This is a genomic window from Solibacillus palustris, from assembly GCF_022549215.1.
In the GTDB taxonomy this organism is placed as follows: Bacteria; Bacillota; Bacilli; order Bacillales_A; family Planococcaceae; genus Solibacillus; species Solibacillus daqui.
Genome location: NZ_JAKZFC010000003.1, coordinates 386,794 through 408,626, shown reverse-complemented (window position 1 = coordinate 408,626; position 21,833 = coordinate 386,794). Strand labels below are relative to the sequence as shown.

General features: G+C 38.0%; 24 protein-coding genes and 1 riboswitch. Of the genes, 15 read left to right on the top strand and 9 right to left on the bottom strand.

Going from position 1 to position 21,833, the window contains the following annotated elements; translation table 11 throughout:
* The first annotated feature begins 74 nt into the window (after positions 1-74).
* Complete coding sequence (locus tag LZ480_RS11395) at positions 75-692, top strand: NUDIX hydrolase (RefSeq protein WP_241369547.1); 618 nt, start codon at positions 75-77, stop codon at positions 690-692.
* Positions 693-736: 44 nt separating this feature from the next.
* Here LZ480_RS11395 and LZ480_RS11390 read toward each other — a convergent pair whose 3' ends face one another.
* Positions 737-1,087: a hypothetical protein gene (locus tag LZ480_RS11390; protein WP_241369546.1), complete on the bottom strand. Its 351-nt coding sequence runs from the start codon at positions 1,085-1,087 to the stop codon at positions 737-739.
* Positions 1,088-1,208: 121 nt separating this feature from the next.
* Here LZ480_RS11390 and LZ480_RS11385 point away from each other — a divergent pair, with 121 nt between their 5' ends.
* Positions 1,209-1,964: a MerR family transcriptional regulator gene (locus LZ480_RS11385; protein ID WP_241369545.1), complete on the top strand. Its 756-nt coding sequence runs from the start codon at positions 1,209-1,211 to the stop codon at positions 1,962-1,964.
* Positions 1,965-2,144: 180 nt separating this feature from the next.
* Here the strand turns inward: LZ480_RS11385 and LZ480_RS11380 are convergent, their stop codons facing one another.
* The gene (locus LZ480_RS11380; protein ID WP_241369544.1) at positions 2,145-3,062 is read right to left on the bottom strand and encodes a 1,4-dihydroxy-2-naphthoate polyprenyltransferase; all 918 of its coding nucleotides are present in this window, start codon (positions 3,060-3,062) and stop codon (positions 2,145-2,147) included.
* A gap of 244 nt (positions 3,063-3,306) precedes the next feature.
* On the opposite strand from LZ480_RS11380, the gene LZ480_RS11375 reads away from it, so the two are divergent.
* The 6 genes from LZ480_RS11375 (at position 3,307) to LZ480_RS11350 (ending at position 10,660) form a co-directional block, all read left to right on the top strand.
* The gene (locus LZ480_RS11375; protein ID WP_241369543.1) at positions 3,307-4,689 is read left to right on the top strand and encodes an isochorismate synthase; all 1,383 of its coding nucleotides are present in this window, start codon (positions 3,307-3,309) and stop codon (positions 4,687-4,689) included.
* A complete protein-coding gene (gene menD / locus LZ480_RS11370; protein ID WP_241369542.1) occupies positions 4,682-6,415 on the top strand; it encodes a 2-succinyl-5-enolpyruvyl-6-hydroxy-3-cyclohexene-1-carboxylic-acid synthase in 1,734 nt (577 codons plus the stop codon). The genes LZ480_RS11375 and menD overlap by 8 nt, the downstream gene beginning before the upstream one ends.
* Positions 6,397-7,206: a 2-succinyl-6-hydroxy-2,4-cyclohexadiene-1-carboxylate synthase gene (gene menH / locus LZ480_RS11365; RefSeq protein WP_241369541.1), complete on the top strand. Its 810-nt coding sequence runs from the start codon at positions 6,397-6,399 to the stop codon at positions 7,204-7,206. Before menD ends, menH begins: the two co-directional genes overlap by 19 nt.
* 77 nt (positions 7,207-7,283) lie before the next feature.
* A complete protein-coding gene (gene menB, locus LZ480_RS11360; RefSeq protein WP_241369540.1) occupies positions 7,284-8,108 on the top strand; it encodes a 1,4-dihydroxy-2-naphthoyl-CoA synthase in 825 nt (274 codons plus the stop codon).
* A gap of 70 nt (positions 8,109-8,178) precedes the next feature.
* Positions 8,179-9,615 carry an o-succinylbenzoate--CoA ligase gene (locus LZ480_RS11355; RefSeq protein ID WP_241369539.1) on the top strand — a complete coding sequence of 479 codons (1,437 nt, stop codon included), beginning with the start codon at positions 8,179-8,181 and terminating at the stop codon, positions 9,613-9,615.
* A gap of 73 nt (positions 9,616-9,688) precedes the next feature.
* Positions 9,689-10,660 (top strand): transglutaminase domain-containing protein, encoded by a 972-nt coding sequence (locus tag LZ480_RS11350; RefSeq protein WP_241369538.1) that lies wholly within the window; start codon positions 9,689-9,691, stop codon positions 10,658-10,660.
* 43 nt (positions 10,661-10,703) lie between these two features.
* On the opposite strand, the gene LZ480_RS11345 is transcribed toward LZ480_RS11350, so the two are convergent.
* The 4 genes from LZ480_RS11345 to ytzI form a co-directional block, all read right to left on the bottom strand.
* Complete coding sequence (locus LZ480_RS11345) at positions 10,704-11,678, bottom strand: metal ABC transporter solute-binding protein, Zn/Mn family (protein WP_241369537.1); 975 nt, start codon at positions 11,676-11,678, stop codon at positions 10,704-10,706.
* A 106-nt stretch (positions 11,679-11,784) separates the two neighbouring features.
* A complete protein-coding gene (yidD, locus tag LZ480_RS11340) occupies positions 11,785-12,018 on the bottom strand; it encodes a membrane protein insertion efficiency factor YidD (RefSeq protein ID WP_241369536.1) in 234 nt (77 codons plus the stop codon).
* Positions 12,019-12,020: 2 nt separating this feature from the next.
* On the bottom strand, positions 12,021-12,173 hold the full coding sequence (locus LZ480_RS11335; RefSeq protein ID WP_241369535.1) for a hypothetical protein: 153 nt from the start codon (positions 12,171-12,173) through the stop codon (positions 12,021-12,023).
* On the bottom strand, positions 12,170-12,322 hold the full coding sequence (gene ytzI / locus LZ480_RS11330) for a YtzI protein (protein ID WP_241369534.1): 153 nt from the start codon (positions 12,320-12,322) through the stop codon (positions 12,170-12,172). Before ytzI ends, LZ480_RS11335 begins: the two co-directional genes overlap by 4 nt.
* Before the next feature lie 243 nt (positions 12,323-12,565).
* Between ytzI and LZ480_RS11325 the strand changes: the two genes are divergently transcribed.
* The 4 genes from LZ480_RS11325 to LZ480_RS11310 all read left to right on the top strand — a co-directional run bounded on the left by LZ480_RS11325 (position 12,566) and on the right by LZ480_RS11310 (position 14,711).
* Positions 12,566-13,009, top strand: coding sequence for a Dps family protein (locus LZ480_RS11325; protein ID WP_241369533.1), 444 nt, complete (start codon positions 12,566-12,568; stop codon positions 13,007-13,009).
* Positions 13,010-13,093: 84 nt separating this feature from the next.
* Positions 13,094-13,399: a transposase gene (locus LZ480_RS11320; RefSeq protein WP_241369532.1), complete on the top strand. Its 306-nt coding sequence runs from the start codon at positions 13,094-13,096 to the stop codon at positions 13,397-13,399.
* 66 nt (positions 13,400-13,465) lie between these two features.
* The gene (locus tag LZ480_RS11315) at positions 13,466-13,924 is read left to right on the top strand and encodes an NUDIX hydrolase (RefSeq protein ID WP_241369531.1); all 459 of its coding nucleotides are present in this window, start codon (positions 13,466-13,468) and stop codon (positions 13,922-13,924) included.
* On the top strand, positions 13,917-14,711 hold the full coding sequence (locus tag LZ480_RS11310; RefSeq protein WP_241369530.1) for an alpha/beta hydrolase family protein: 795 nt from the start codon (positions 13,917-13,919) through the stop codon (positions 14,709-14,711). Before LZ480_RS11315 ends, LZ480_RS11310 begins: the two co-directional genes overlap by 8 nt.
* A gap of 120 nt (positions 14,712-14,831) precedes the next feature.
* Here LZ480_RS11310 and pckA read toward each other — a convergent pair whose 3' ends face one another.
* On the bottom strand, positions 14,832-16,418 hold the full coding sequence (gene pckA / locus LZ480_RS11305; RefSeq protein ID WP_241369529.1) for a phosphoenolpyruvate carboxykinase (ATP): 1,587 nt from the start codon (positions 16,416-16,418) through the stop codon (positions 14,832-14,834).
* A 210-nt stretch (positions 16,419-16,628) separates the two neighbouring features.
* Positions 16,629-16,744, top strand: a riboswitch (SAM riboswitch).
* Between the two features lie 199 nt (positions 16,745-16,943).
* Here pckA and metK point away from each other — a divergent pair.
* Positions 16,944-18,140, top strand: coding sequence for a methionine adenosyltransferase (gene metK / locus LZ480_RS11300; RefSeq protein ID WP_241369528.1), 1,197 nt, complete (start codon positions 16,944-16,946; stop codon positions 18,138-18,140).
* 105 nt (positions 18,141-18,245) lie between these two features.
* On the opposite strand, the gene LZ480_RS11295 is transcribed toward metK, so the two are convergent.
* Entirely contained in the window at positions 18,246-18,779 is a 534-nt protein-coding gene (locus LZ480_RS11295; RefSeq protein ID WP_241369527.1) for a gamma carbonic anhydrase, read from the bottom strand.
* A 138-nt stretch (positions 18,780-18,917) separates the two neighbouring features.
* On the opposite strand from LZ480_RS11295, the gene LZ480_RS11290 reads away from it, so the two are divergent.
* Both LZ480_RS11290 and LZ480_RS11285 read left to right on the top strand, forming a co-directional pair.
* Entirely contained in the window at positions 18,918-19,724 is an 807-nt protein-coding gene (locus tag LZ480_RS11290) for an alpha/beta hydrolase (RefSeq protein ID WP_241369526.1), read from the top strand.
* A gap of 129 nt (positions 19,725-19,853) precedes the next feature.
* Complete coding sequence (locus LZ480_RS11285; protein WP_241369525.1) at positions 19,854-21,311, top strand: alanine/glycine:cation symporter family protein; 1,458 nt, start codon at positions 19,854-19,856, stop codon at positions 21,309-21,311.
* Positions 21,312-21,406: 95 nt separating this feature from the next.
* On the opposite strand, the gene LZ480_RS11280 is transcribed toward LZ480_RS11285, so the two are convergent.
* Complete coding sequence (locus LZ480_RS11280; protein ID WP_241369524.1) at positions 21,407-21,829, bottom strand: pyrimidine dimer DNA glycosylase/endonuclease V; 423 nt, start codon at positions 21,827-21,829, stop codon at positions 21,407-21,409.
* Positions 21,830-21,833 lie beyond the last annotated feature (4 nt).

Genomic DNA, 21,833 nt, shown 5'->3' with positions numbered 1-21,833 from the left:
ACAAGAAAACACTAAGTACATTCAAAAGTACTTAGTGTTTTTTAATACGCATAATTAAAGAGGCGGTGAGTCGGATGATAGAACGCTTGGCAATTTTTGATGAACATTATCATAAGATTGGTGAAGCAATACGTGACGAAGTACATGCTAAGGGGTATTGGCATGAAGTGTTTCATTGCTGGGTAATAGAAAAAATAGAAGATGAATGGATGATCTATTTACAATTGCGCAGTAAGTTGAAAAAAGATTATCCAAATCAATTTGATATAACAGCAGCAGGGCATTTATTAGCGACAGAAACGATTTTAGATGGTGTGAGAGAGCTGCATGAGGAATTGGGGATAAATATAGCTTTTGAAGAGCTAAAAGCGTTAGGGGTCATTCCTTATAAGATATATAATGAAATTATTAAAGATTATGAGTTTGCAAATGTGTTTATTTATGAAATAACAAATGGATTGGATACATTTCAAATTCAACGAGAAGAATTAGATGGTATGTATTATATGAGATTGCAGGATTTCTTTAATTTATCTAATGACACCATTACAAGTGCATTGGTGACAGGCTATTACTATCAAGGGGATGAAAAAGTGAGTGGTAGTCAGGAAATTAGCTTAGCTGATATGCAAGCACTCCCTCAAAATTATTTAAAACCATTTACTGATAAGCTTCAAGCATTGATGAAATAAAAAAGCACAGTCATGAAATAAACAACTTCATGACTGTGCTTTTGTTAGTTAATAGGGATGTTGATTCTATCGTTTTGTTGATCGAAGAAGTACATATTTTCTATCATTAGCTTTATTGCTTCATCTGTTGTTTCAAATAGTAAAGTGCGGGTGGAGCTGCCGTCATCGTAAAAACCTTTAGTTGTTTGCAATGGTACGGAGCCTTTTGTTGTTTGGAGCGTTACCTTAACGTAAATCACATCTGCTTCGGAACGGATGGTTAATTCTGTATAGTCATTTTGTTTAGTAATACTTAAAATTTGTAATTCTTTAGGGTAGCTGTCTTGCATGATAAGCTGTACGAGAGCATCTTTACTGCCGCGTTTTGCTTTCTTCACAAGCCGGGATACATTCATTTTGTCCACCTCTTCTATATGTAAGAGAATGGAGTGCATAAAAAAGGTCAAAAATAAATTATTATTTCGTATTGACCTTTACGTTACGTTACACTTTATAGTACTACATAGGGGTGATGACATGCTTATTAATGAGTTAGTAAAACTATCGGGTGTGAGTGCACGCACGCTCAGATACTACGATGAAATTGGTCTGTTAAAGCCTTCAATGGTAGAGCAAAATGGCTACCGTCAATATAATCAATGTGATATTGACCGCTTACAGCAAATTTTGTTTTATCGCGAACTGGATTTTAAATTAGAGCAGATTAAAGCGTTGCTCGAGGACAAAAACTTTAATGTGAAAGAAGCGCTAATAAATCAGCAGACGCTACTTGAGCAAAAGAGAAATTATTTAGATGGCCTACTTGAGGCAATTGAAAAAACGATACAAACGATGGAAGGGGAAAGAACGATGACAAACGAACAAAAATTTGAAGCATTTAAAAATAAGTTAATTGAAGATAATGAACAAGCTTACGGGCAAGAAATCCGTGAGAAATATGGGGAGGAAATGGTTAAAGATAGCAATAATAAATTAAGGCAAATGACAGAGGCACAATATGAAGCAGTACAACAGCTCGAGCAGCAACTATTTGCTCGATTAAAGGAAGCGTTAGCAAGCGGTGATGCAGCAACCGATATTGCAATGGAAGTAGCGGAACTGCATAAACGCTGGCTAAGCTTTTATTGGGCGAAATATACGAAAGAAGCACATGCCGGTTTGGCACAAATGTATATTTATGATGAGCGATTTACAAATTATTATGATAGCCGCGTTGGGCAAGGGGCGACACAATTTTTATATGATGCCATTGTTGCTTATTCAAAACTATAAGCGAAATAATTAATAACTTCGATAAGGGCAATAATGAATTAAAGGCCAAAGATGGGCTTCATATGAACAAGCAGCAATTACAGCTCGGCGCTCTTGTTTTGGAGGTTACCCTATTTCTACTGAAGTAAGTTAAAAAGCTGTTCAAGGCGTAATAAAAGACGCCCTGAACAGCTTTTGTTGTTATAAAAGATATGAAGCTAACAGTCCAATCGCTAAAAGGAAACCAAAAATCGTATTTGTTTGCGCCGTATATTTCATAGCAGGCATAACTTCTAATGGCTTTTCTTTTGCGCGGAATAATTTAATCGCTTGAATGGGTTTTTTGATGCTTAATAACACAAGTAATGCCCAAACTGATAATGGGGTGAAGATGACTAAAGCGATAATCCATAAATAAGAAATGATAAAGAACGTAGCTAAAATCGTTACTGCGTTATGACGCCCAACTAAAATGGCCATCGTTTTACGTCCGCCTTCCGTATCTCCGACGATATCACGAATATTATTCGATAGCATAATCGCCCCAACTAAAATCATACTTGGTACTGAAATGAGGATTGCTTCTATTGTTACTTCTTTTGTTTGGATAAAAAATGCAATTAACACAATGCCCATTCCCATTACTGCCCCTGATACAAGCTCACCAAAGGGAGAATAAGCAATCGGATAAGGTCCACCTGTGTAAAGATAGCCAATTAGCATACATACGAGTCCAACTGCAACTAGCCACCAAGAAGTCATTGCACAAATGTAAATTCCTAATAGCATCGCAATGAAGTAAAACGTTAATGCGATAATCATAATCGTTTTTGGTGCTACGCCGTGACGAACAATTGTCCCACCAATACCAACGGAATGTTCATTGTCTAAACCAAGTTTATAGTCGTAGTATTCATTAAACATATTAGTTGCTGCTTGAATTAGCATACTTGCGATAAGCATGGCCAAAAACAGCCCAAAATTAATCGTTTCATGATTGATTGCAAGGGCAATCGCTGTTCCTAAAAGTACAGGAACAAAAGAGGCGGTTAATGTATGAGGGCGTGTCAAATGCCACCAAACTTTAAAGCCTTTGTCCGCTTCAATGACTTTTGTCATAGTAAAAACTCTCCTAACTTGAAAACAATCTTTCATTATTGTATCGAAAAAGAAACAAAAAGAACAGAGGGGAGTGTGAATACATGTAACGTTCGTACGAAAAATGGTATGATAGAAAAGGCATTATTTATAGAACGAACGCAAATGAAATGAGCAAATATTTAAAAGATAAAACGTGTTTTTGAAATAAAAAACGCAACTTGCATCATACTAGTGAATTTGCAACATGACGGAGGGAATTTTCATGCAACACAAGTGGTACAATGCCACTGAAATCGAAGTAGGCTCGAATTCAAAGCAAATTTTTTATATGGAAACAATCGAAGTTAGTCGCTTATCGGCACTGGCATTCTTTGCTGCAGGCGAGGCGAAATATAAAGGGAAACGTAATTTTTGGCAAAATCGTGAGAAAACATTCACATTAGTGGGTTTAGGACATGCCTATAAAATTGAAAATAATAAAGGAACAAAGCGTTTTGACCATGTGGAAAGCGAGTGGAAACAGTTAACAAGTCAAATAGTGCAAGAAGACCAACACCTGCAACCGATTTTATTTGGTGGTTTTACATTTGACCCACAAAACGAAGTGGCTGGTGAATGGGCGAAATTTCCGCAAAGCTATTTTACAGTGGCATCACATCAATTAGTTATTCGTAATGATCAAGCGTTTGTAACGATCAATCTAATTACAAATGAAACAAATAGTGCACAAACATTTGAAACGCTACGTAAAGAACGTGACGAACTGATTCATGCTGCACAGGTGAAAGAAGTAAAAACCTATACGAAGCCAACAATGATTAGCTATGCAGAACCGTTTAAAGAAGAATATTTACAATCAATTGACCAAGTAACGACTTTAATTAAAGCAAATGAGGCGCAAAAGGTTGTCATTGCGCGTTCTCTAGCATTGCAATTTGAGGAAGCAATTACTTCTCCACAAATTTTATCGCATGTGGTACATGAACAGCCAGAAAGCTTTTTATTTGGTTTGGAGCATGAGAATATGTTGTTTTACGGGGCATCACCTGAACGCCTAGTGAAGGTAAATAACGGACGAGCGTTTTCATCATGTGTTGCTGGCTCTATTAAGCGCGGACAAACAGCCGAACAAGATGAAGCATTGGGCAATAGCTTACTAAATGATGCGAAAAATCGTGGTGAGCATCATTATGTAGTAGAAATGATTACAGATACATTTGAAAAAAATTGTCGTGACGTCAAAATTCCGAATGGACCGAAGTTATTAAAAATCCGGGATATTCAGCATTTATACACACCAGTAGAAGGACAACTCAATGACGACGCAACGATTTTACAGCTTGTAAAGCATTTACACCCAACACCAGCACTAGGTGGCGTACCCCGTGAAGCGGCAATGCACATCATTCGTCAATATGAACCGATGAACCGTGGGCTATATGCAGCACCAATTGGTTGGTTAGACGCAGATGGCAATGGGGAATTTGCAGTTGCGATTCGCTCAGCAGCTCTTGTGCAAGATAAAGCTTATCTATACGCGGGTGGTGGCATTGTTGCTGACTCAAAGCCGCAATCAGAATACGAAGAAACGCTAGTGAAATTCAGACCAATGCTACGAGCTCTAGGGGGACAATTACATGAATGAACGTGAAGTGTTATCAAATTATGTGTACCAAATTGTCGCGTCACTTGTTGCATCAGGTGTGGAGCAAGTTGTTGTGAGTCCAGGTTCGCGCTCAACACCGCTTGCCTATGCCTTTGCTTCAACAAAAGAACTTACTTTGCACCGTCAAGTTGATGAACGCGCAGCTGGCTTCTATGCATTAGGTTTAGCAAAGGCGACGGCAAAACCCGTTGTTTTATTATGTACATCTGGAACAGCAGGAGCCAATTACTATCCAGCCATTGTTGAAGCGAAATATGCACGTGTACCATTAATTGTACTAACTGCAGATCGTCCACATGAATTACGTGAAGTCGGTGCACCGCAAACGATTAACCAAGTCCGTTTATATGGTGAAAATGTCAAATGGTCGGCGGAGTTCCCGATTCCGGATGAGGCACCACAAACCTTGCCATATATTGAGCGTCATACGGTACGTGCGGTTACGATTGCAACGACAGCACCATTTGGACCAGTGCATTTAAATATACCGTTTCGTGAGCCGTTAGTCATTGATTTTAAAACGCAATTACAACGTGTAAGTTTTGTTAAAAGCTTTACAAATGACTTAACACCATCTAAACAAACGCTGGCAGAATTTACATCAATTATTGAGCAAACGAAAAACGGAATTATCATTGTTGGCGAGCTACCGCTAGGGACTGATACAAAGGCTTTATGGAATTTTGTACGTGAGCTGAAATGGCCTGTGATGATTGAAAGCTTATCGAATTTACGTACCGAAGTGCCAGAAGATTGCCAAGTATTCGCGATTACTACATATGATGCGTTAATGAAAAACGAACGCTTTAAACGCAATGTTCGTCCGCAAACAGTTATTCGCTTTGGCGCACAGCCTATATCGAAATTTTTAATGCAGTTTATTGCACAATCGAATCCGCTGCATTACATCGTTATCGATGAAGACCCGATGTTCCGTGATTCAACGCATAGTTCGACGCACTTTATTCATGCCTTACCTGGTGAGTGGTTAAGTGAAATCGAAATAAGCCATGTTGAGACAGAGCTTGCATATATTGAATTTTGGAAAACGGCGGATTTACTAGCGGCAGATGCAATTGCGAAGTATGGTCAAACAGCGAATGATGAAGGGGCCTATGTGCAGTTGATGCTAGAAAGCTTACATGAAGGCACAGACATCTTTGTTAGTAGCAGCATGCCAATTCGTGATATTGATACGTTTTTACCTGTTCTGAATAATGATATTCAAGTGTTTGCGAATCGTGGTACAAACGGAATTGACGGTGTCACGTCGACAGCACTTGGCTTTAGTAATGGTCGAGCGAATCGTAAAACGTATTTATTAATTGGTGATTTAGCGTTTTTACATGATGCCAATGCCTTTGTCGCAAGTCGCTATCAAGACTGTGATCTAACGGTTATCGTGTTAAATAATGATGGTGGCGGTATCTTCTCATACTTACCACAAGCGAAAGTAGAAGCGCATTATGAGGAATTATTTGGTACTCCGACTGCATTAGCGTTCGAGCAAGTAGCAACAATGTATGATATGGAGTATGTGAAAGTCACATCAAAAGAGCAATTTTTAGCGACGATAACTTCAGAAAAACAGCAATCATTAAAATTAATCGAAGTATTTACAAATCGTGAGGAAAATGTAAAAGAACACCGCGCATTATGGACACGCATTAACGAGGTGATTGAGCAATGGCTCGATATGCTGTAAACGGGCTCGATGTATTTGTGGAGGAGGTAAATCCACAAGGGACAAAAACGCTCGTGCTCTTGCATGGTTTTACTGGCAGTACAAAGACGTGGCAGCATGTTGTACAGGCTTTACCGACTTCTGTGCGCTGTATTATGGTGGATTTAATCGGGCATGGTGAGACGTCTGCACCTGAAAACATCGAAGCGTATTCAATGGCATTTCAAGTGGATATGTTGCATGGACTATTTCAGCAGTTAAATGTGCAAAAATTTGCACTGCTCGGCTATTCCATGGGCGGGCGTGTGGCATTAAGCTATGCAGTGAAGCACCCGCAAAATATGGAGCATTTGCTATTAGAAAGTGCCTCACCAGGATTAGTGCAAGCAGAAGAGCGCGCGGCACGTAAACAAGCGGATGACCAATTAGCCGAGATAATCCTGCAAAAGGGTATCGAATCATTTGTCGACAAATGGGAGAACATTCCGCTTTTTGCCTCTCAGAAATTACTGACAAATGAAGTACAGCAGGAAATTCGCACCGAGCGCTTACTGCAACGGGCAATCGGTTTAGCAAATAGTCTGCGCGGTATGGGTACAGGTGTCATGCCTAATCTATGGGATGATTTAGCTACATTGCCAATAGCCGTCACTTTGTTTACTGGTGAGCTTGATGAAAAGTTTGTTGCGCTTAATCAAAAAATGCAAAACTCGCTCATTCATGCAAAACATCTCACAATTCCAGAGGTTGGACACGCAATTCATGTGGAAAATCCTCTAAAGTTTGCTACAATAGTAGAGGAAATGATTTAACTTTTGTTCATGAAAACTTAAGTTAATACTTAGTAATTGCTTATAATAAGCATATTGAAAAATAGGGGGAACTATCGATGACAAAGCAACGTCTATGGACAACTTTACATACTTATGAAGACATTAAGTATGAGTTCTATAACGGGATCGCAAAAATTACGATTAACCGTCCAGAAGTTCGCAACGCATTCCGTCCAAAAACAACAGCGGAAATGATCGACGCTTTCACACGTGCACGTGATGATGAGCGCGTTGGCGTAATTATTTTAACAGGTGAAGGCGAGCATGCATTCTGCTCAGGTGGAGACCAAAAAGTACGCGGTAACGGTGGTTATGTAGGCGACGACAACATTCCTCGTTTAAACGTTTTAGATTTACAAACATTAATCCGTAAAATTCCTAAGCCAGTAGTAGCAATGGTTGCAGGTTATGCAATCGGTGGCGGCCACGTACTACACGTAGTATGTGACTTAACAATTGCTGCTGAAAATGCTCGCTTCGGTCAAACAGGACCAAAAGTAGGTTCATTCGACGCTGGTTACGGTTCTGGTTACTTAGCTCGTATCGTAGGACATAAAAAAGCGCGCGAAATCTGGTACTTATGCCGTCAATACGATGCGCAACAAGCACTTGAAATGGGCTTAGTAAACACAGTTGTTCCTTACGCAGAGTTAGAAGATGAAACAGTAAAATGGTGTGAAGAGATGTTACAAATGTCTCCAACAGCTTTACGTTTCCTAAAAGCTGCCATGAACGCAGACACAGACGGCTTAGCTGGTATCCAACAACTAGCTGGTGACGCGACGCTTCTTTACTATACAACAGATGAAGCAAAAGAAGGCCGTGACGCATTCAAGGAAAAACGTCAACCTGACTTCGGTCAATTCCCACGTTTCCCTTGATTCATTTGTGATTTTCAGGAAAAGAGCATACTTAGGTGTGCTCTTTTTTTGGTATAAAGGAGGAATTTAAATGCAGCCAAACTGGATAAAACAACGTGCGTATTTAACACCAAATCGAATTGCTGTTAGTTTTCATGATGAGCAGTGGACGTTTCAGGAGCTCTACGAAAAATCTGTCATTCTAGCATACAAACTAAATGCATATCATCTTTTAAAAGGGAAACGTGTAGCTGTTTTAGCACCATCCACGCCTAAGCTGATTGAAGTGTTATATGCCTGTATGCAAGCACAGTGTGAGATGGTATTACTAAATGGTCGTTTATCGAAGCAAGAGTTGAGCTATCAAGTTGCGGATGCAGAGGTGGATGCGATTTTAGTAGCAGACTCGGAACTTGAAAAACTGGGAGCAAATGTGAAAATAATATCATTTTCAGAGCTCCATAAAATCCAGCCACAACCATTTGAAATTGCGTCGGAATGGAACGATGAATTTGCGTTGACGATCATGTATACGTCTGGTACAACAGGTTTTCCAAAAGGTGTATGTCAGACAGTAGGTAACCATAGTGCAAGCGCGGTCAGCTCTGCTTTGAATTTAGGATTAACTGAACAAGACGCTTGGCTATGCACCGTACCGATTTTTCATATAAGTGGTTTTTCAATCATCGTCCGTTCATTGCTGTATGGAATGAAAATACGTTTATATGAAAAATTCGATGCACAAGCTTGTGCACAAGAAATTGCGAATGGCTTGGTAACGAAAATGTCGGTAGTAGCTGTAACACTCGAAAATATTTTAGCGGAAATGGAACAAGCAAATTTAACAGCACATCAAAATTTTACAACGATGCTTGCTGGTGGTGGTCCTGTTCCAGCAGCTTACTTACAGCGTGCACAATCGCTCCATTTATGTGTAGCTCAAACATATGGAATGACTGAAACATCCTCACAAACATCTACATTAGCAAGCGAAGATGCGTTTTTAAAGATTGGTTCAGCAGGAAAGCCATTATTTTTTAATCAAATAACAATTGATGCGCCAAATGAAGAGGGTATCGGTGAAATTTTAGTGCGTGGCCCACATGTAACGCCTCGGTATATTGGGAAGTTTAAAGATAAATCGACGACTAACGAAGGCTGGCTTCATACTGGCGATATGGGATATTTGGATGAACAGGGCTTTTTGTATGTTGTGGATCGTCGCAGTGATTTAATCATTTCTGGCGGTGAAAATATATATCCTGCTGAAATTGAAAATGTTTTATTAGCACATGAAGCAGTGAAGGAAGCAGGAGTATGTGGGGTTGAAGATGCTAAGTGGGGACAAGTACCCGTAGCATTTGTTGTATTGAAAGCGCCTGTCACAGAAAAACAATTGATGAATTTTTGTGAAATGAATCTGGCGAGCTATAAAAAACCTAAAAAAATTCATTTTGTAAATAATTTACCTAGAAATGGTTCGAATAAACTTCTTAGAAGGCAATTAAATGAGCTGAAACAGAATTGAATATTAAGGTATTACTAGTAATAAGAAATTGAAATAGATTATTTGAATATAAAAATTTGGGGAGGTTTTTTATATGAAGAAAATAATTACTCCATTTTTTATAGTGATACTGTTACTTAGTGTTTTACCTACATCGAATTGGGAAGTGCGAAATACAACTGCATATGCAGAAAACATTACTACCGAGCGTACGTTAAAAAATGATATTTTAAGCGAATTAAGTAATTATAATACGGATTTTGCATTTGCATATGATGGTGATTTTTCAAAAATGAAAACGCTTGTACAAAGTGTAATGGATGAAATTCGCAAAAATAATTCATACATTTATGAAAATGTTTCAAAATGGCAATTGGCAATGAAATATAAAGGGAATAGCGGCACATTAACTTTTAAAATCAACTACTTAACAAATAAGCAAAAAGAAAATCATGTTACAGAAGAAGTTAAAAAAATTCTCCCAAAAATCATTAATAAAGATGCAACACAAGTCGAAAAAATCAAAGCGGTACATGACTACATCGTATTAAATGGTAGCTATTCAAGTAACACAAAAAACAGCCAATATAGTACGTATACATTTTTAACAGAAGGCAAGGGTGTATGTCAGGCTTATGCATTATTAATGTTAAAAATGTTAGATGAGCTAAAAATTGAAGCTAAGTATGTGAAAGGCTATTCAAATAATGAGCGTCACGCATGGATTTTGGTGAACGTTGATAAACAATGGTACCACGTTGATCCAACATGGGATGATCCAATCGGTAATAATGCAGATGAAGTACGCTATAAATACTTCATGTTAACCGACAAACAAATTGCAGCAACGCATAGTTGGGAAAAATCAGAATATCCTGTTGCCAAAAGTGAAAAGTATAAAAGTTTTCATATAGCAACGCAAGCATATACGGTTAAAAATAACCTATTTTATATGAGTGAAAAAGATAAGAAATATTATCAAATGAATTTAAAAACATTGGAATCAACGGCAATTACAGCAAAACAGTTTCAACAAACAAAAAAGACTTTTGTAGCAGCAAAATAAATTAAAAAAGAGAGCTTTCACAATAACGTGAAAGCCCTCTTTTTTAGTTTAACGCTTGCTTTAATGCATCGATATTTTTACGCATTAATGTGAAGTAATCTTCTTCATTTTCGATATCTTCTTTTGTTAATACGCTTAAGTTATGCAATGTAAGGGGTTTTGCGCCCAATTCATTTTGAATAATTTTTGTTAAATTTGATGAAATATTTTGCTCAAAGAAAATATATTCGATGTTCTCTTTTTTGGCTAAATCTACAATAGATGTCAGCTCTTTTTGTGATGGTTCACTTTGTGAATTCAAGCCTGCTATAGGAACTTGCGTCAGTCCGTAATGACCAGCGATATATCCGAACGCTGCATGTGATACAAAGAAAGTTTTCGTTGTAGCTTCGGATGCCATTTTTTCAAAATCTGCATGTAATGTAGTTAAGTCTGCTATTAATGCATTGTAGTTTGCTGTAAATGTTTGTTGTTGCTCAGGTAAAGCAGCTACAAGCTCATCTTTAATAGTTAATGCTAATTGCTGTGAAATAACAGGTGATAACCAAACATGTGCATCGCGCTCTGAATCCGTATGCCCTTCATGTTCATCATCGTGATCATGATCACTTTCTTCTGCTTCTGCATGTGTATGACCAGTTGAAATATGAAGTTGTTCCTCTGTTACTCCCTCTGCAACAGGTACTAACTTCACGTCCTCATTTGCCAAAGTTTTCTTGGCATTTTCAACAAAACCTTCTAAACCAAGACCAATATAGAAGAAAATATCTGAATCAGCTAAAGCCATCATATCTTTCTGCGTTGGTTCAAATGTATGTTCATTTGCGCCTGCAGGGTAAATTGAAGTGACATCTACATAGTCACCGCCGATACGTTTTGCGAAATATTGTAACGGATATACCGTTGTATAAACAGATAAAGTATCCTCTGATTGCGTTGGAGAAGTAGTGTCGTCATTAGAATTACATGCCACTAATATTAACGATAATAGTGGAATAAATAAAAACCATTTTTTCATGCGCTATATGCCCCTTAAATAGTAATAATTACGATTTATGTTTTTGAAACATTATTTATTATATAAGATAATAGTAGAAAATACAAATAAAAAAAGCCTTCGAAAATTAGTTTTTTTTCGAAGGCCATTTATCTGGCACAGGATCAAAGCCGCCGGGATGTAGTGGCTGACATTTTAATATGCGGATAATGGTCATTAATGTTCCCTTAATGGCCCCATGCTTTTGTATGGCCTCAATACCATAGCTTGAGCAAGTGGGATGGAAACGACATGATGGAGGCTTCATTGGCGATAAGTATTTTTGATACAGGCGAATAAAGCCGATAAAAAGTTTTTTCATTGTTATTTTTGTTCTCCATTTTTATAAGCTCGAATCGGTTTTTCATCAATGGTCTGCTTTAATGATACGTTGTTTTTTCGTGCAAGTAAAATAATTGAGAACGCAAATATCCCCATAATCGTTACGATAATAATCAAAACAATTGGTAAGCTCATTTTTTCACCTCTTTCATTTGTTCAGAATCATCATGTGTAATTGTGTCTACAGTGTGCTTTACTTTATAACCCCAGTTGACGGCTGTTAAAAATAATCCAGTAATAATAAAAATGACTACTACAGCAATAACAATGATCGTTATCTTCATAATGCTACCTCCATTTATAAATACTCCCTTCTATATTACAATAAATGGACGGCATAAAAATTGAATAAATTATGTTTTAAAACATTCTTAATGGGCAATAATGTTAAAGGTGAGTAAAATTCGAGGTTTTGTCACAGCAATTATTAAAATGGTGTATTATTATATTAATGATAATGTTTTTCAATTAGGGATAAAATCTCTATTAAACTCGAGATTTTAAATATAAACTATGAGGTGACAAGCATGGCAGAGAAAAAGTTAAATGGACAGTTAAACGAATTAGTAGCTACGTGGTCAGTGTTATATACAAAATTACATAACTATCACTGGTATGTAAATGGTCCATCATTCTTCACGCTACACACTAAATTTGAAGAGTTATACAACGAAGTAACGATTAATTTAGATGATATTGCAGAGCGTATTTTATCTAAGGGTGGTAAACCAGTTGCAACGCTAAAAGAGCATTTGGAATTATCATTAATCGAAGAGGCGACAGGGAAAGAGTCAACGGAAGAAATGGTTGAATCAACACTTGCCGATTTCCAAACGATTATGAAAGCTTTAAAGAAAGCGATGGAAACAGCAGGTGAAGCTGGTGATGATCGTACGGAAGATTTACTGAACGCAACATTCCAAAGCCTAGAAAAACATGCTTGGATGTTAAACGCATATTTAGGTAACTAAAAAGGGAACGACTCCGATTATGGAGTCGTTTTTTTTGCATAGTTTTTTTGATGCTAAGCATGCTAATACTTGAGGTGAAATAACATGCAAAAGAGAAATATCTATGTATCTGTCGTTTATTTAACGTGTAATATGCATCCAGGATCGTCGTATGAATTTGTGCTGCAAATGGACCCCATTAAGGCACGGGTATTTTCAAAACTATTTTCACAAATGCAAAGCATAGAAGCATCGAATGCATTTCGAGCGCATATGCCGTTTATTCCGTACCATATGGACCGCTTAAATCATGAGCTTGATTACCGTCTGCAAAAGGTATACGCACTTATTCATGAATTTGGCGACGATGAGGCAAAAAGCTTTGTAGAGCAGTTACCTTATTTTCGTTAGAATGACGATATCCCATATTGAATGATGTTCATTCGTTCGTTACACTTACAAGTAGGAGTTGAGCGAATGTTTACATTTATTGATGAAAACGGATTACAAGTAGATTTACGTTTTGATGAAGGACCATTTGAAGTAGAGCCAAAGCATGTGCTAGCACTTGTACAACACGAAGGAAAATGGCTTTGTACAATTCATAGTAGCCGTGGAGTAGAATTTCCTGGCGGCAAGCAGGAAGAGAATGAAACATTGATGCAGGCGGCCATTCGTGAAGTGTATGAGGAAACGAATGTTATTGTAGAAGATATAAAGTGGTTTGCGTACTATGTTGTACATGATAAAATTCCATTTTGCAAGGCGGTATTTACAGCAAAGGTAAAAGAAATTGAGACGTTTGTTGGTGATTATGAGACCGATGGAATTTTATGGTTGACGGAAGAGGAGCTTTGGCAGCAGCCCCACTTAAGTTTCTATATGCGAGATGCTGGCATGAAAAAGATGTTGCAGGAAGTGAAAAATCATGAATGACAATGGTAATATCTTTTCAATACGCCCATATCCTTCACCTAACCGACAAATACGTCTAGATGAAGTAATTTACTACTCGCAGGGACTTCGTGTTAAAGGGCTATTAGCGCGCCCAAAAGAAGCTGGCAATTACGAAGCCATTCTTTATTTGCGTGGAGGTTTACAATCGATTGGCATGGTACGCCCTGCGCGTATCGCACAATTTGCCCAACATGGATTCGTTGTCTTTGCGCCGTATTATCGTGGAAATCGTGGTGGTGAAGGGAAGGATGAGTTTGCTGGTGACGATCGCTATGATGCGATTAGTGCTATTGCGGTACTAAAGCAATTTATTGATGTACAGCAAGTGAATGTTTTCGGATTTTCACGCGGAGGTTTAATGGCATTATGGACCGCAATATTAAGTGATGAAGTCAAATCACTTGTAACGTGGGCGGGAGTATCGGATGCGACTGCTACGTATTGGGAGCGTGTTGATATGCGCCGAGGCTTAAAACGTATCGTAGGTGGTACACCAAATAAAGTACCAGAAAACTATGAGGACCGTACAGCGTTATATGATGTTGCACAAATTCATGCACCTGTGTTAATTATTCATGGTACAGAAGACCAGCATGTTGATATTGAGCATGCCTATCAGCTCGAGCTATATTTAAAAGATGAAGGGAAGTCAGTTGAAACGTGGTTTTCATATGGCTTAAAACATCATTACCCAGCTAAATTAAATCGGATAACCGTACAAAAATTATGCGATTGGATGAAATCGAAAAAGGATGTTACGCATTAGACCTGTGCGTAACATCCTTTTTCTAATATGATATACATTTATTTGATGTTTACCCAAATTAGGGAGGAGTTCTGAAAATGCACTCCAAAGTTAAACATTATGTCGTATGGATTTAGCGAATTATGCTAAAGGACCGCCTTTTTTCACAATTGCTTCGTCTACGTTTACGAATTTTGTGAAGTTGTTTTTGAATAAGTCTGCAAGCTCAGCTGCTTTTTTATCGTAAGCTGCTTTGTCAGACCATGCATCGCGAGGGTTTAATACTTCAGTTGGGACACCTTCAACAGCTACTGGGATGTTTAATCCGAATACAGCATCTTGAGTTGTTTCCACATTGTTTAGTTTTCCTTCGATTGCTGCGCGTACCATTGTACGAGTGAAAGAAAGCTTCATACGGCTACCAACACCGTATTCGCCACCAGTCCAACCAGTATTTACTAAGAATACTTGAGAACCGTGCTCGTCGATTTTTTTACCTAATTGCTCAGCATAAACTGTTGCAGGTAATGGTAAGAATGGTGAACCGAAGCATGTAGAGAATACTGGCTCTGGTTCAGTAACACCGCGCTCTGTACCTGCTAACTTCGAAGTGAAGCCGCTTAAGAAGTGATACATTGCTTGCTCTTTTGTTAATTTAGAGATTGGAGGTAATACGCCAAATGCATCTGCAGTTAAAAAGATGATCGTATTTGGGTGTCCTGCCACTGATGGTACTGCAATATTTTCGATGTAGTCGATTGGGTACGCTACACGTGTGTTTTCAGTTAATGAAAGGTCGCTGTAGTCACTTACACGTGTGTGTGCATCAACTACTACGTTTTCTAAAACCGAACCAAATTTGATTGCTGCATAAATTTCTGGTTCGTTTTCAGGAGAAAGGTTTGCCGTTTTAGCGTAGCAACCACCTTCGATATTAAATACGCCGTTGTCTGACCAACCATGCTCGTCATCACCGATTAATTTACGGTCAGCGTCTGCTGATAAAGTTGTTTTACCAGTACCTGATAAACCGAAGAATAATGATACGTCCCCAGTTTCACCAACGTTTGCTGAACAGTGCATTGGGAAAATATCTTGTTCTGGTAATAAGTAGTTCATAATACCGAAGATAGATTTTTTCATTTCTCCAGCATATTCTGTACCACCGATAAGAATGATTTTCTTTTCAAGTGATGTAATGATAAATGTTTCAGAATCCGTGCCATCTACTTGTGGATCTGCTTTGAAGTTTGGAGCAGATACGATTGTGAAGTCAGCAATGTGAGTAGCTAATTCTTCTGCAGTAGGACGGATGAATAATTGATGACAGAATAGGTTATGCCAAGCGTATTCATTAATTACTTTAATAGATAATTGAGAATCTTTATCTGCACCTGCATAGCCGTTGAATACGAATAATTCATCACGCTCTTTTAAGTAATTGATTACTTTTACATAAAGATTATCAAAAACATCTGCAGAGATTGGACGGTTTACTTTGCCCCAGTCGATTTTATTTTTTGAAGATTCTTCTTCAACAATATATTTATCTTTAGGAGAACGACCAGTATATTTACCTGTTTCGGCACGTAATGCGCCCTCTACAGTTAACATTGCTTCTCCACGTGATGTAGCTTTTTCAACTAATTGTGGAACTGATAATTGAGTTTGAATGTTTTCCCCATTTAAAAGTTCTTTCAGCTCGTTAGCAATTTCTACCGAATTCATCTATTAAATACCATCCTTTTTTATATTATTCCCTTGTGTAGGGGAGTTATTTGTTAATTCAAAAATAGTATAACACATTGATTATAATAATCTATACTAATTATGTATTATTTTTTTAGGAAATTTTAGCTGTTTGAAAACTGTATGAAATAAGACAAATTTAATTGACAGTAAAAGCTTTTTTACGTAAGATATTTAATTGAACGGATACTCTTATCCCGAGCTGGTGGAGGGTCAGGCCCTATGAAACCCGGCAACCTGCATGAACATTCACGACATGCGTTGGTGCCAATCTGATGCAAGGATTTTTCCTTGAACGATAAGAGTGAAAGGTAATGAACGAACGTAACCCTTTCCTCGCTGTGCACTATTGCGCAGATCAGAGCGAAAGGTTTTTTATTTTATAAAAGGAAGTTTCCTTAAAATACCTTTCGAATAACTCGTGTTGATAAAGCAAAGAAGCTGAACATGGGCGTAATGAGTACCGTCAAAAATACTTGTAAGGTTTTTTAGGAGGAAATAAACATGGCAAATCGTCGACTGTTTACATCAGAAAGTGTAACGGAAGGACATCCAGACAAAATTTGTGATCAAATTTCAGATGCAATTTTAGATGCAATTTTAGCAGCAGATCCAAATGCACGTGTAGCATGTGAAACAACAGTTACTACTGGATTAGTATTAGTATCTGGTGAAATTACAACATCTACATACGTAGATATGAAAGGGATTATCCGTGACACTGTAGCAGAAATCGGCTACACGCGTGGTAAATATGGCTTTGATGCCGAAAACTTAGCAGTACTTGTAGCAGTAGGTGAGCAATCTCCTGACATTGCACAAGGTGTAGACCAAGCGTTAGAAGCACGTGAAGGTTCAATGTCAGAGGACGAGTTAGAAGCAATCGGTGCAGGTGACCAAGGCTTAATGTTCGGTTATGCATGTAACGAAACGCCAGAACTTATGCCAATGCCAATTTCATTAGCGCATAAATTAGCGCGTCGATTATCGGAAGTGCGTAAATCTGGTCAGCTTGCATACTTACGTCCAGACGGTAAAACACAAGTAACAATTGAGTATGATGAAAACAACGTACCAGTTCGTGTCGATACAATCGTTATTTCTACTCAGCATGATGAAGAAGCAACATTAGAGCAAATTCAAGCGGACATGAAGGCACATGTTATTGCACCAGTTGTTCCAGCAGAATTATTAGACGAAGCTACAAAGTACTTCATCAATCCGACGGGCCGTTTCGTAATCGGTGGTCCTAAAGGGGATGCTGGTTTAACAGGTCGTAAAATTATTGTGGACACTTACGGTGGTTATGCACGTCACGGTGGTGGTGCATTCTCTGGTAAGGATGCTACAAAAGTAGACCGTTCTGCGGCCTATGCAGCACGTTATGTGGCTAAAAATATCGTAGCAGCCGGTTTAGCAGATCGCGCAGAAGTGCAATTAGCCTATGCAATCGGGGTAGCACAACCTGTATCAATCGCAATTGATACATTCGGTACTGGTAAAGTAGCAGAATCTCAAATGGTGGAGTGGATACGTGAATTATTTGACTTACGTCCAGCTGGTATCATCAAAATGTTAGACCTACGTCGTCCTATTTATAAGCAAACAGCTGCTTATGGTCACTTTGGTCGTACGGACTTAAATGTGCCTTGGGAAAATACAGACAAAGCACAATTGTTAAAAGAAAAAGCAGGTTTATAAAATAAAAAATGGAGCCATTATTAGTAACTTGCTAATAATGGCTCTATTTGTTTTTTTGATACTCGAAAAATTTATACCTATACAATAGGAAGAAACTGTATAATATTAAACGCTCTTATTTGCTGGAGTGTTTTGTAAAGATTTATAATATTGCCCTTTTTCAACGTATTCGCGGATGATTCGATCCATGTCCGCGCGGTCTTCTTCTGTAAGTTCACGTACAACTTTTGCTGGACGCCCCATTGCCAAGCAGTTTGGTGGAATTACCTTACCTGGAGGGACAAGGCTACCTGCACCGATGAACGCTCCTTCACCAATTTCAGCACCATCTAAAATAATGGAACCCATACCTACAAGTGCACGTTTTCTTATTGTACAGCTATGTAGCGTCACTTGATGACCTACTGTTACTTCATTTTCAACAATTAAAGGATAAGCAGGGCTTTGGTGTAGACAAGATAAATCTTGGATACTAACACGTTCACCAATTACGGTTTTGTTGACGTCACCGCGAATTACAGTATTGAACCAAATAGTTGACTCAGCCCCAATTGTTACATCGCCTGTTATAGTTGCATAATCCGCAACAAACGCGCTAGGATGAATGTTAGGTGATTTGTCTTTGTAAGGATAAATCATGTGCAATTCCTCGATTCTTATATAAAATAGTGTTTGCTGTTATTATCGTAACAGATAGAGGGAAATTTTCAATTAGCATTTATTTGAGGCACAATGTATGATAGAAAATAGAAATTTGAATGAAAGAGTGGTTTGACCATGTGGAAATGGGAAACAGAACAGCAACCGAAAGCAGTAATCGTCATTCTTCATAGTGTTTATGAACAGCATCGCTGGTACGCATGGTTAATTGAAAAGTTTAGAAGTGCAGGTTTTCATGTTGTAATGGGAGATTTACCTGGACATGGGGAGCAAGAGAAATTTGCAAGATATCATGATGAAGATTTCGAAGGATATTATAAATATACGAAATTATTATTTAAAGTAGCATTAGAATATAATTTACCATTATTTGTCGTTGGTCATGGTTTAGGTGCCACGATTGCAACGTATGTACTTCAAAAGAAAAAACTTGATTGTGCTGGAATCATATTAACTTCACCGTGGCTAACTTTAAAATTAACTCCAGGAAAATTATCCAATGCGCTATCTAGCTTTAGTGTTATTACGTCTAATGTAAAGCTGAAGCATGAGTTGACGTTACAACATTTTACACGTAACACGGATGTGTTAATGGAGCTAAAAGAATATTTGCCATTAACTAATACAGTGACAGTGAAATGGTATCGTGATTGGCAGCAAGTAACACGTATCATACGTGATTCAGAATTTAAATTACCTAATGTTCCCCTATTAGTGATGACGGGTGAAAATGATAAAATTACCGATGTTCAAGCAACAAAAAAATGGGCTTATGAACAAACGGCACACTCAGAATTCCAATTTAAACAGTGGAAAGGGTGCATGCATAGCTTATACTTTGAGCTAGAACGAGAGGAAGTTTTTAGATATAGCGTAGACTTTATAAACAACGCTTTGCGCGATTTGGGATACATTATTGAATGAGGAAAAGCCTAGTAGAGACTCCATTTTACTAGGCTTTTAAAATTTCACGAAAAAATATATCGAAATTTTAGAATATTTGTAATATACTAAACTTTAAAATAATACACTATGCCAACAAGGGGGAAACTTATGGGATTAATTAATGAGTTTGTAGGATGGGCGAATAATATTTTATGGGGCCCAGTAATGATTTACGGTATTTTAATTGTCGGGTTATTTTTCTCGATTCTAACAAAATTCGCTCAAGTTCGACTTATTGGCGATATGTTCTCTCTAATGTTTAAAGGGGAAAAGTCAGACGCGGGTGTATCGTCGTTCCAAGCGATGTCGATTGCATTATCAGGACGTGTAGGTACAGGTAATATTATCGGGACAGCTTCGGCAATTGCATTTGGTGGTCCGGGTGCTGTGTTCTGGATGTGGGTAACAGCATTCATTGGTGCATCTACAGCATATATGGAATCAACATTAGCCCAAATCTACAAAGAAAAAAAAGATGGGCAATATCGTGGTGGTCCTGCATTTTATATCGAAAAATCGACAGGTATTAAAGCGTTAGGTATTATTTTTGCAATTGCAATGATTATGTCGGTTGCAGTTTTAATGCCAGGGGTACAGGCTAACGCCATTTCAGGTGCAGTAGAAAATGCATTTGGTATTGAGCCTTGGATCACTGGATTAGTAACAATTGTTTTACTTGGAATCATCATTTTTGGTGGGGTAAAACGTATTGCCAACGTAGCACAAGTTTTAGTGCCATTCATGGCATTAGCGTATATGTTAGTTGCATTTATTATTATCATTATGAATATTTCAGAAGTACCAGCTGTTTTATCTTTAATTTTCCGTAGTGCGTTTGCAACGGATGCACTATTTGGTGGTATGATTGGTAGTGCGATTTTCTGGGGTGTAAAACGTGCGATTTATTCAAACGAAGCAGGCCAAGGTACTGGTGCACATCCAGCCGCAGCTGCTGAAGTTTCTCACCCAGCAAAACAAGGTTTAGTTCAAGCAGCATCGGTTTACATTGACACATTATTAGTATGTTCTGCGACGGCATTAATGATTTTATTCATGGGGACATACAACGTACATGATGGGAGTCAAGATGGTGCATTAATCGAGGCGAAATTAGATGGAGCAATCACATATACAGGCTTTACACAAGCAGCTGTAAATGATGCATTCCCTACATTAAATAACTTTGGTTCAGGATTTGTTGCGGTTTCATTATTCTTATTCGCATTTACAACATTAATGGCTTACTACTACATTGCAGAGACAAATGTATCATACATGTTTAAAGGTAATACCGAAAAAATTGGTATTTTCGCAATGAAAATTATTTTATTAGCTTCTGCATTCTACGGTACGGTAAAAACATCTGATTTAGCATGGGCGTTTGGTGACGTAGGATTAGGCTTAACAGTTTGGATAAACGTTATTTTGATGCTATTCATCATGAAGCCAGCGTTAATTGCGTTGAAAGACTATGAGCAGCAGAAAAAAGAGGGGAAAGACCCAGAGTTTGATCCGAAGAAGCTCGGCATTAAAAATGCTGATTTTTGGGAAACGCGAAATAAATAATAATGGAAAAGGGCAGACCGAATTAATTCGGTCTGCCCTTTTTGGTGGATAGGAAAGTATAAAATATTTCAAAAAATCCCACGTAAGTATAGCCATTATTTCACATTATTATTGCGAGAAATAGGTTTATCTAACGTGTAAAATGTTTCAAGTGTTGTAAATTGCTCTGAAGAAAAATCCTTTTGTCCGCGAATAAATTTTTCATATAAATTGTAGAAGCAAATGGTTAAATACGGTTCGTTATGATGCTTCGCGAACGGCTTATAAGTAGTGGGAATTTCAATGCCTTCAAAATAGCGTGCCATTTTATCAAGCGTTCGAATGTTGACACCGCGCAATTTCATTTCTTGTAGTACGAGCTCTGTGTATACATATAAATCGGTCTTTGGGTATTCGTAAATATAATTGATGAGAATGTGTTTGTCTTCTTTCGCAAAAATACTGTTGAGCTCGCGCCACTGTGCAAGAAGTTGGCTTTTTGGTAAATAAGGTATCAATTCATAATGCCATAATCGCATATAT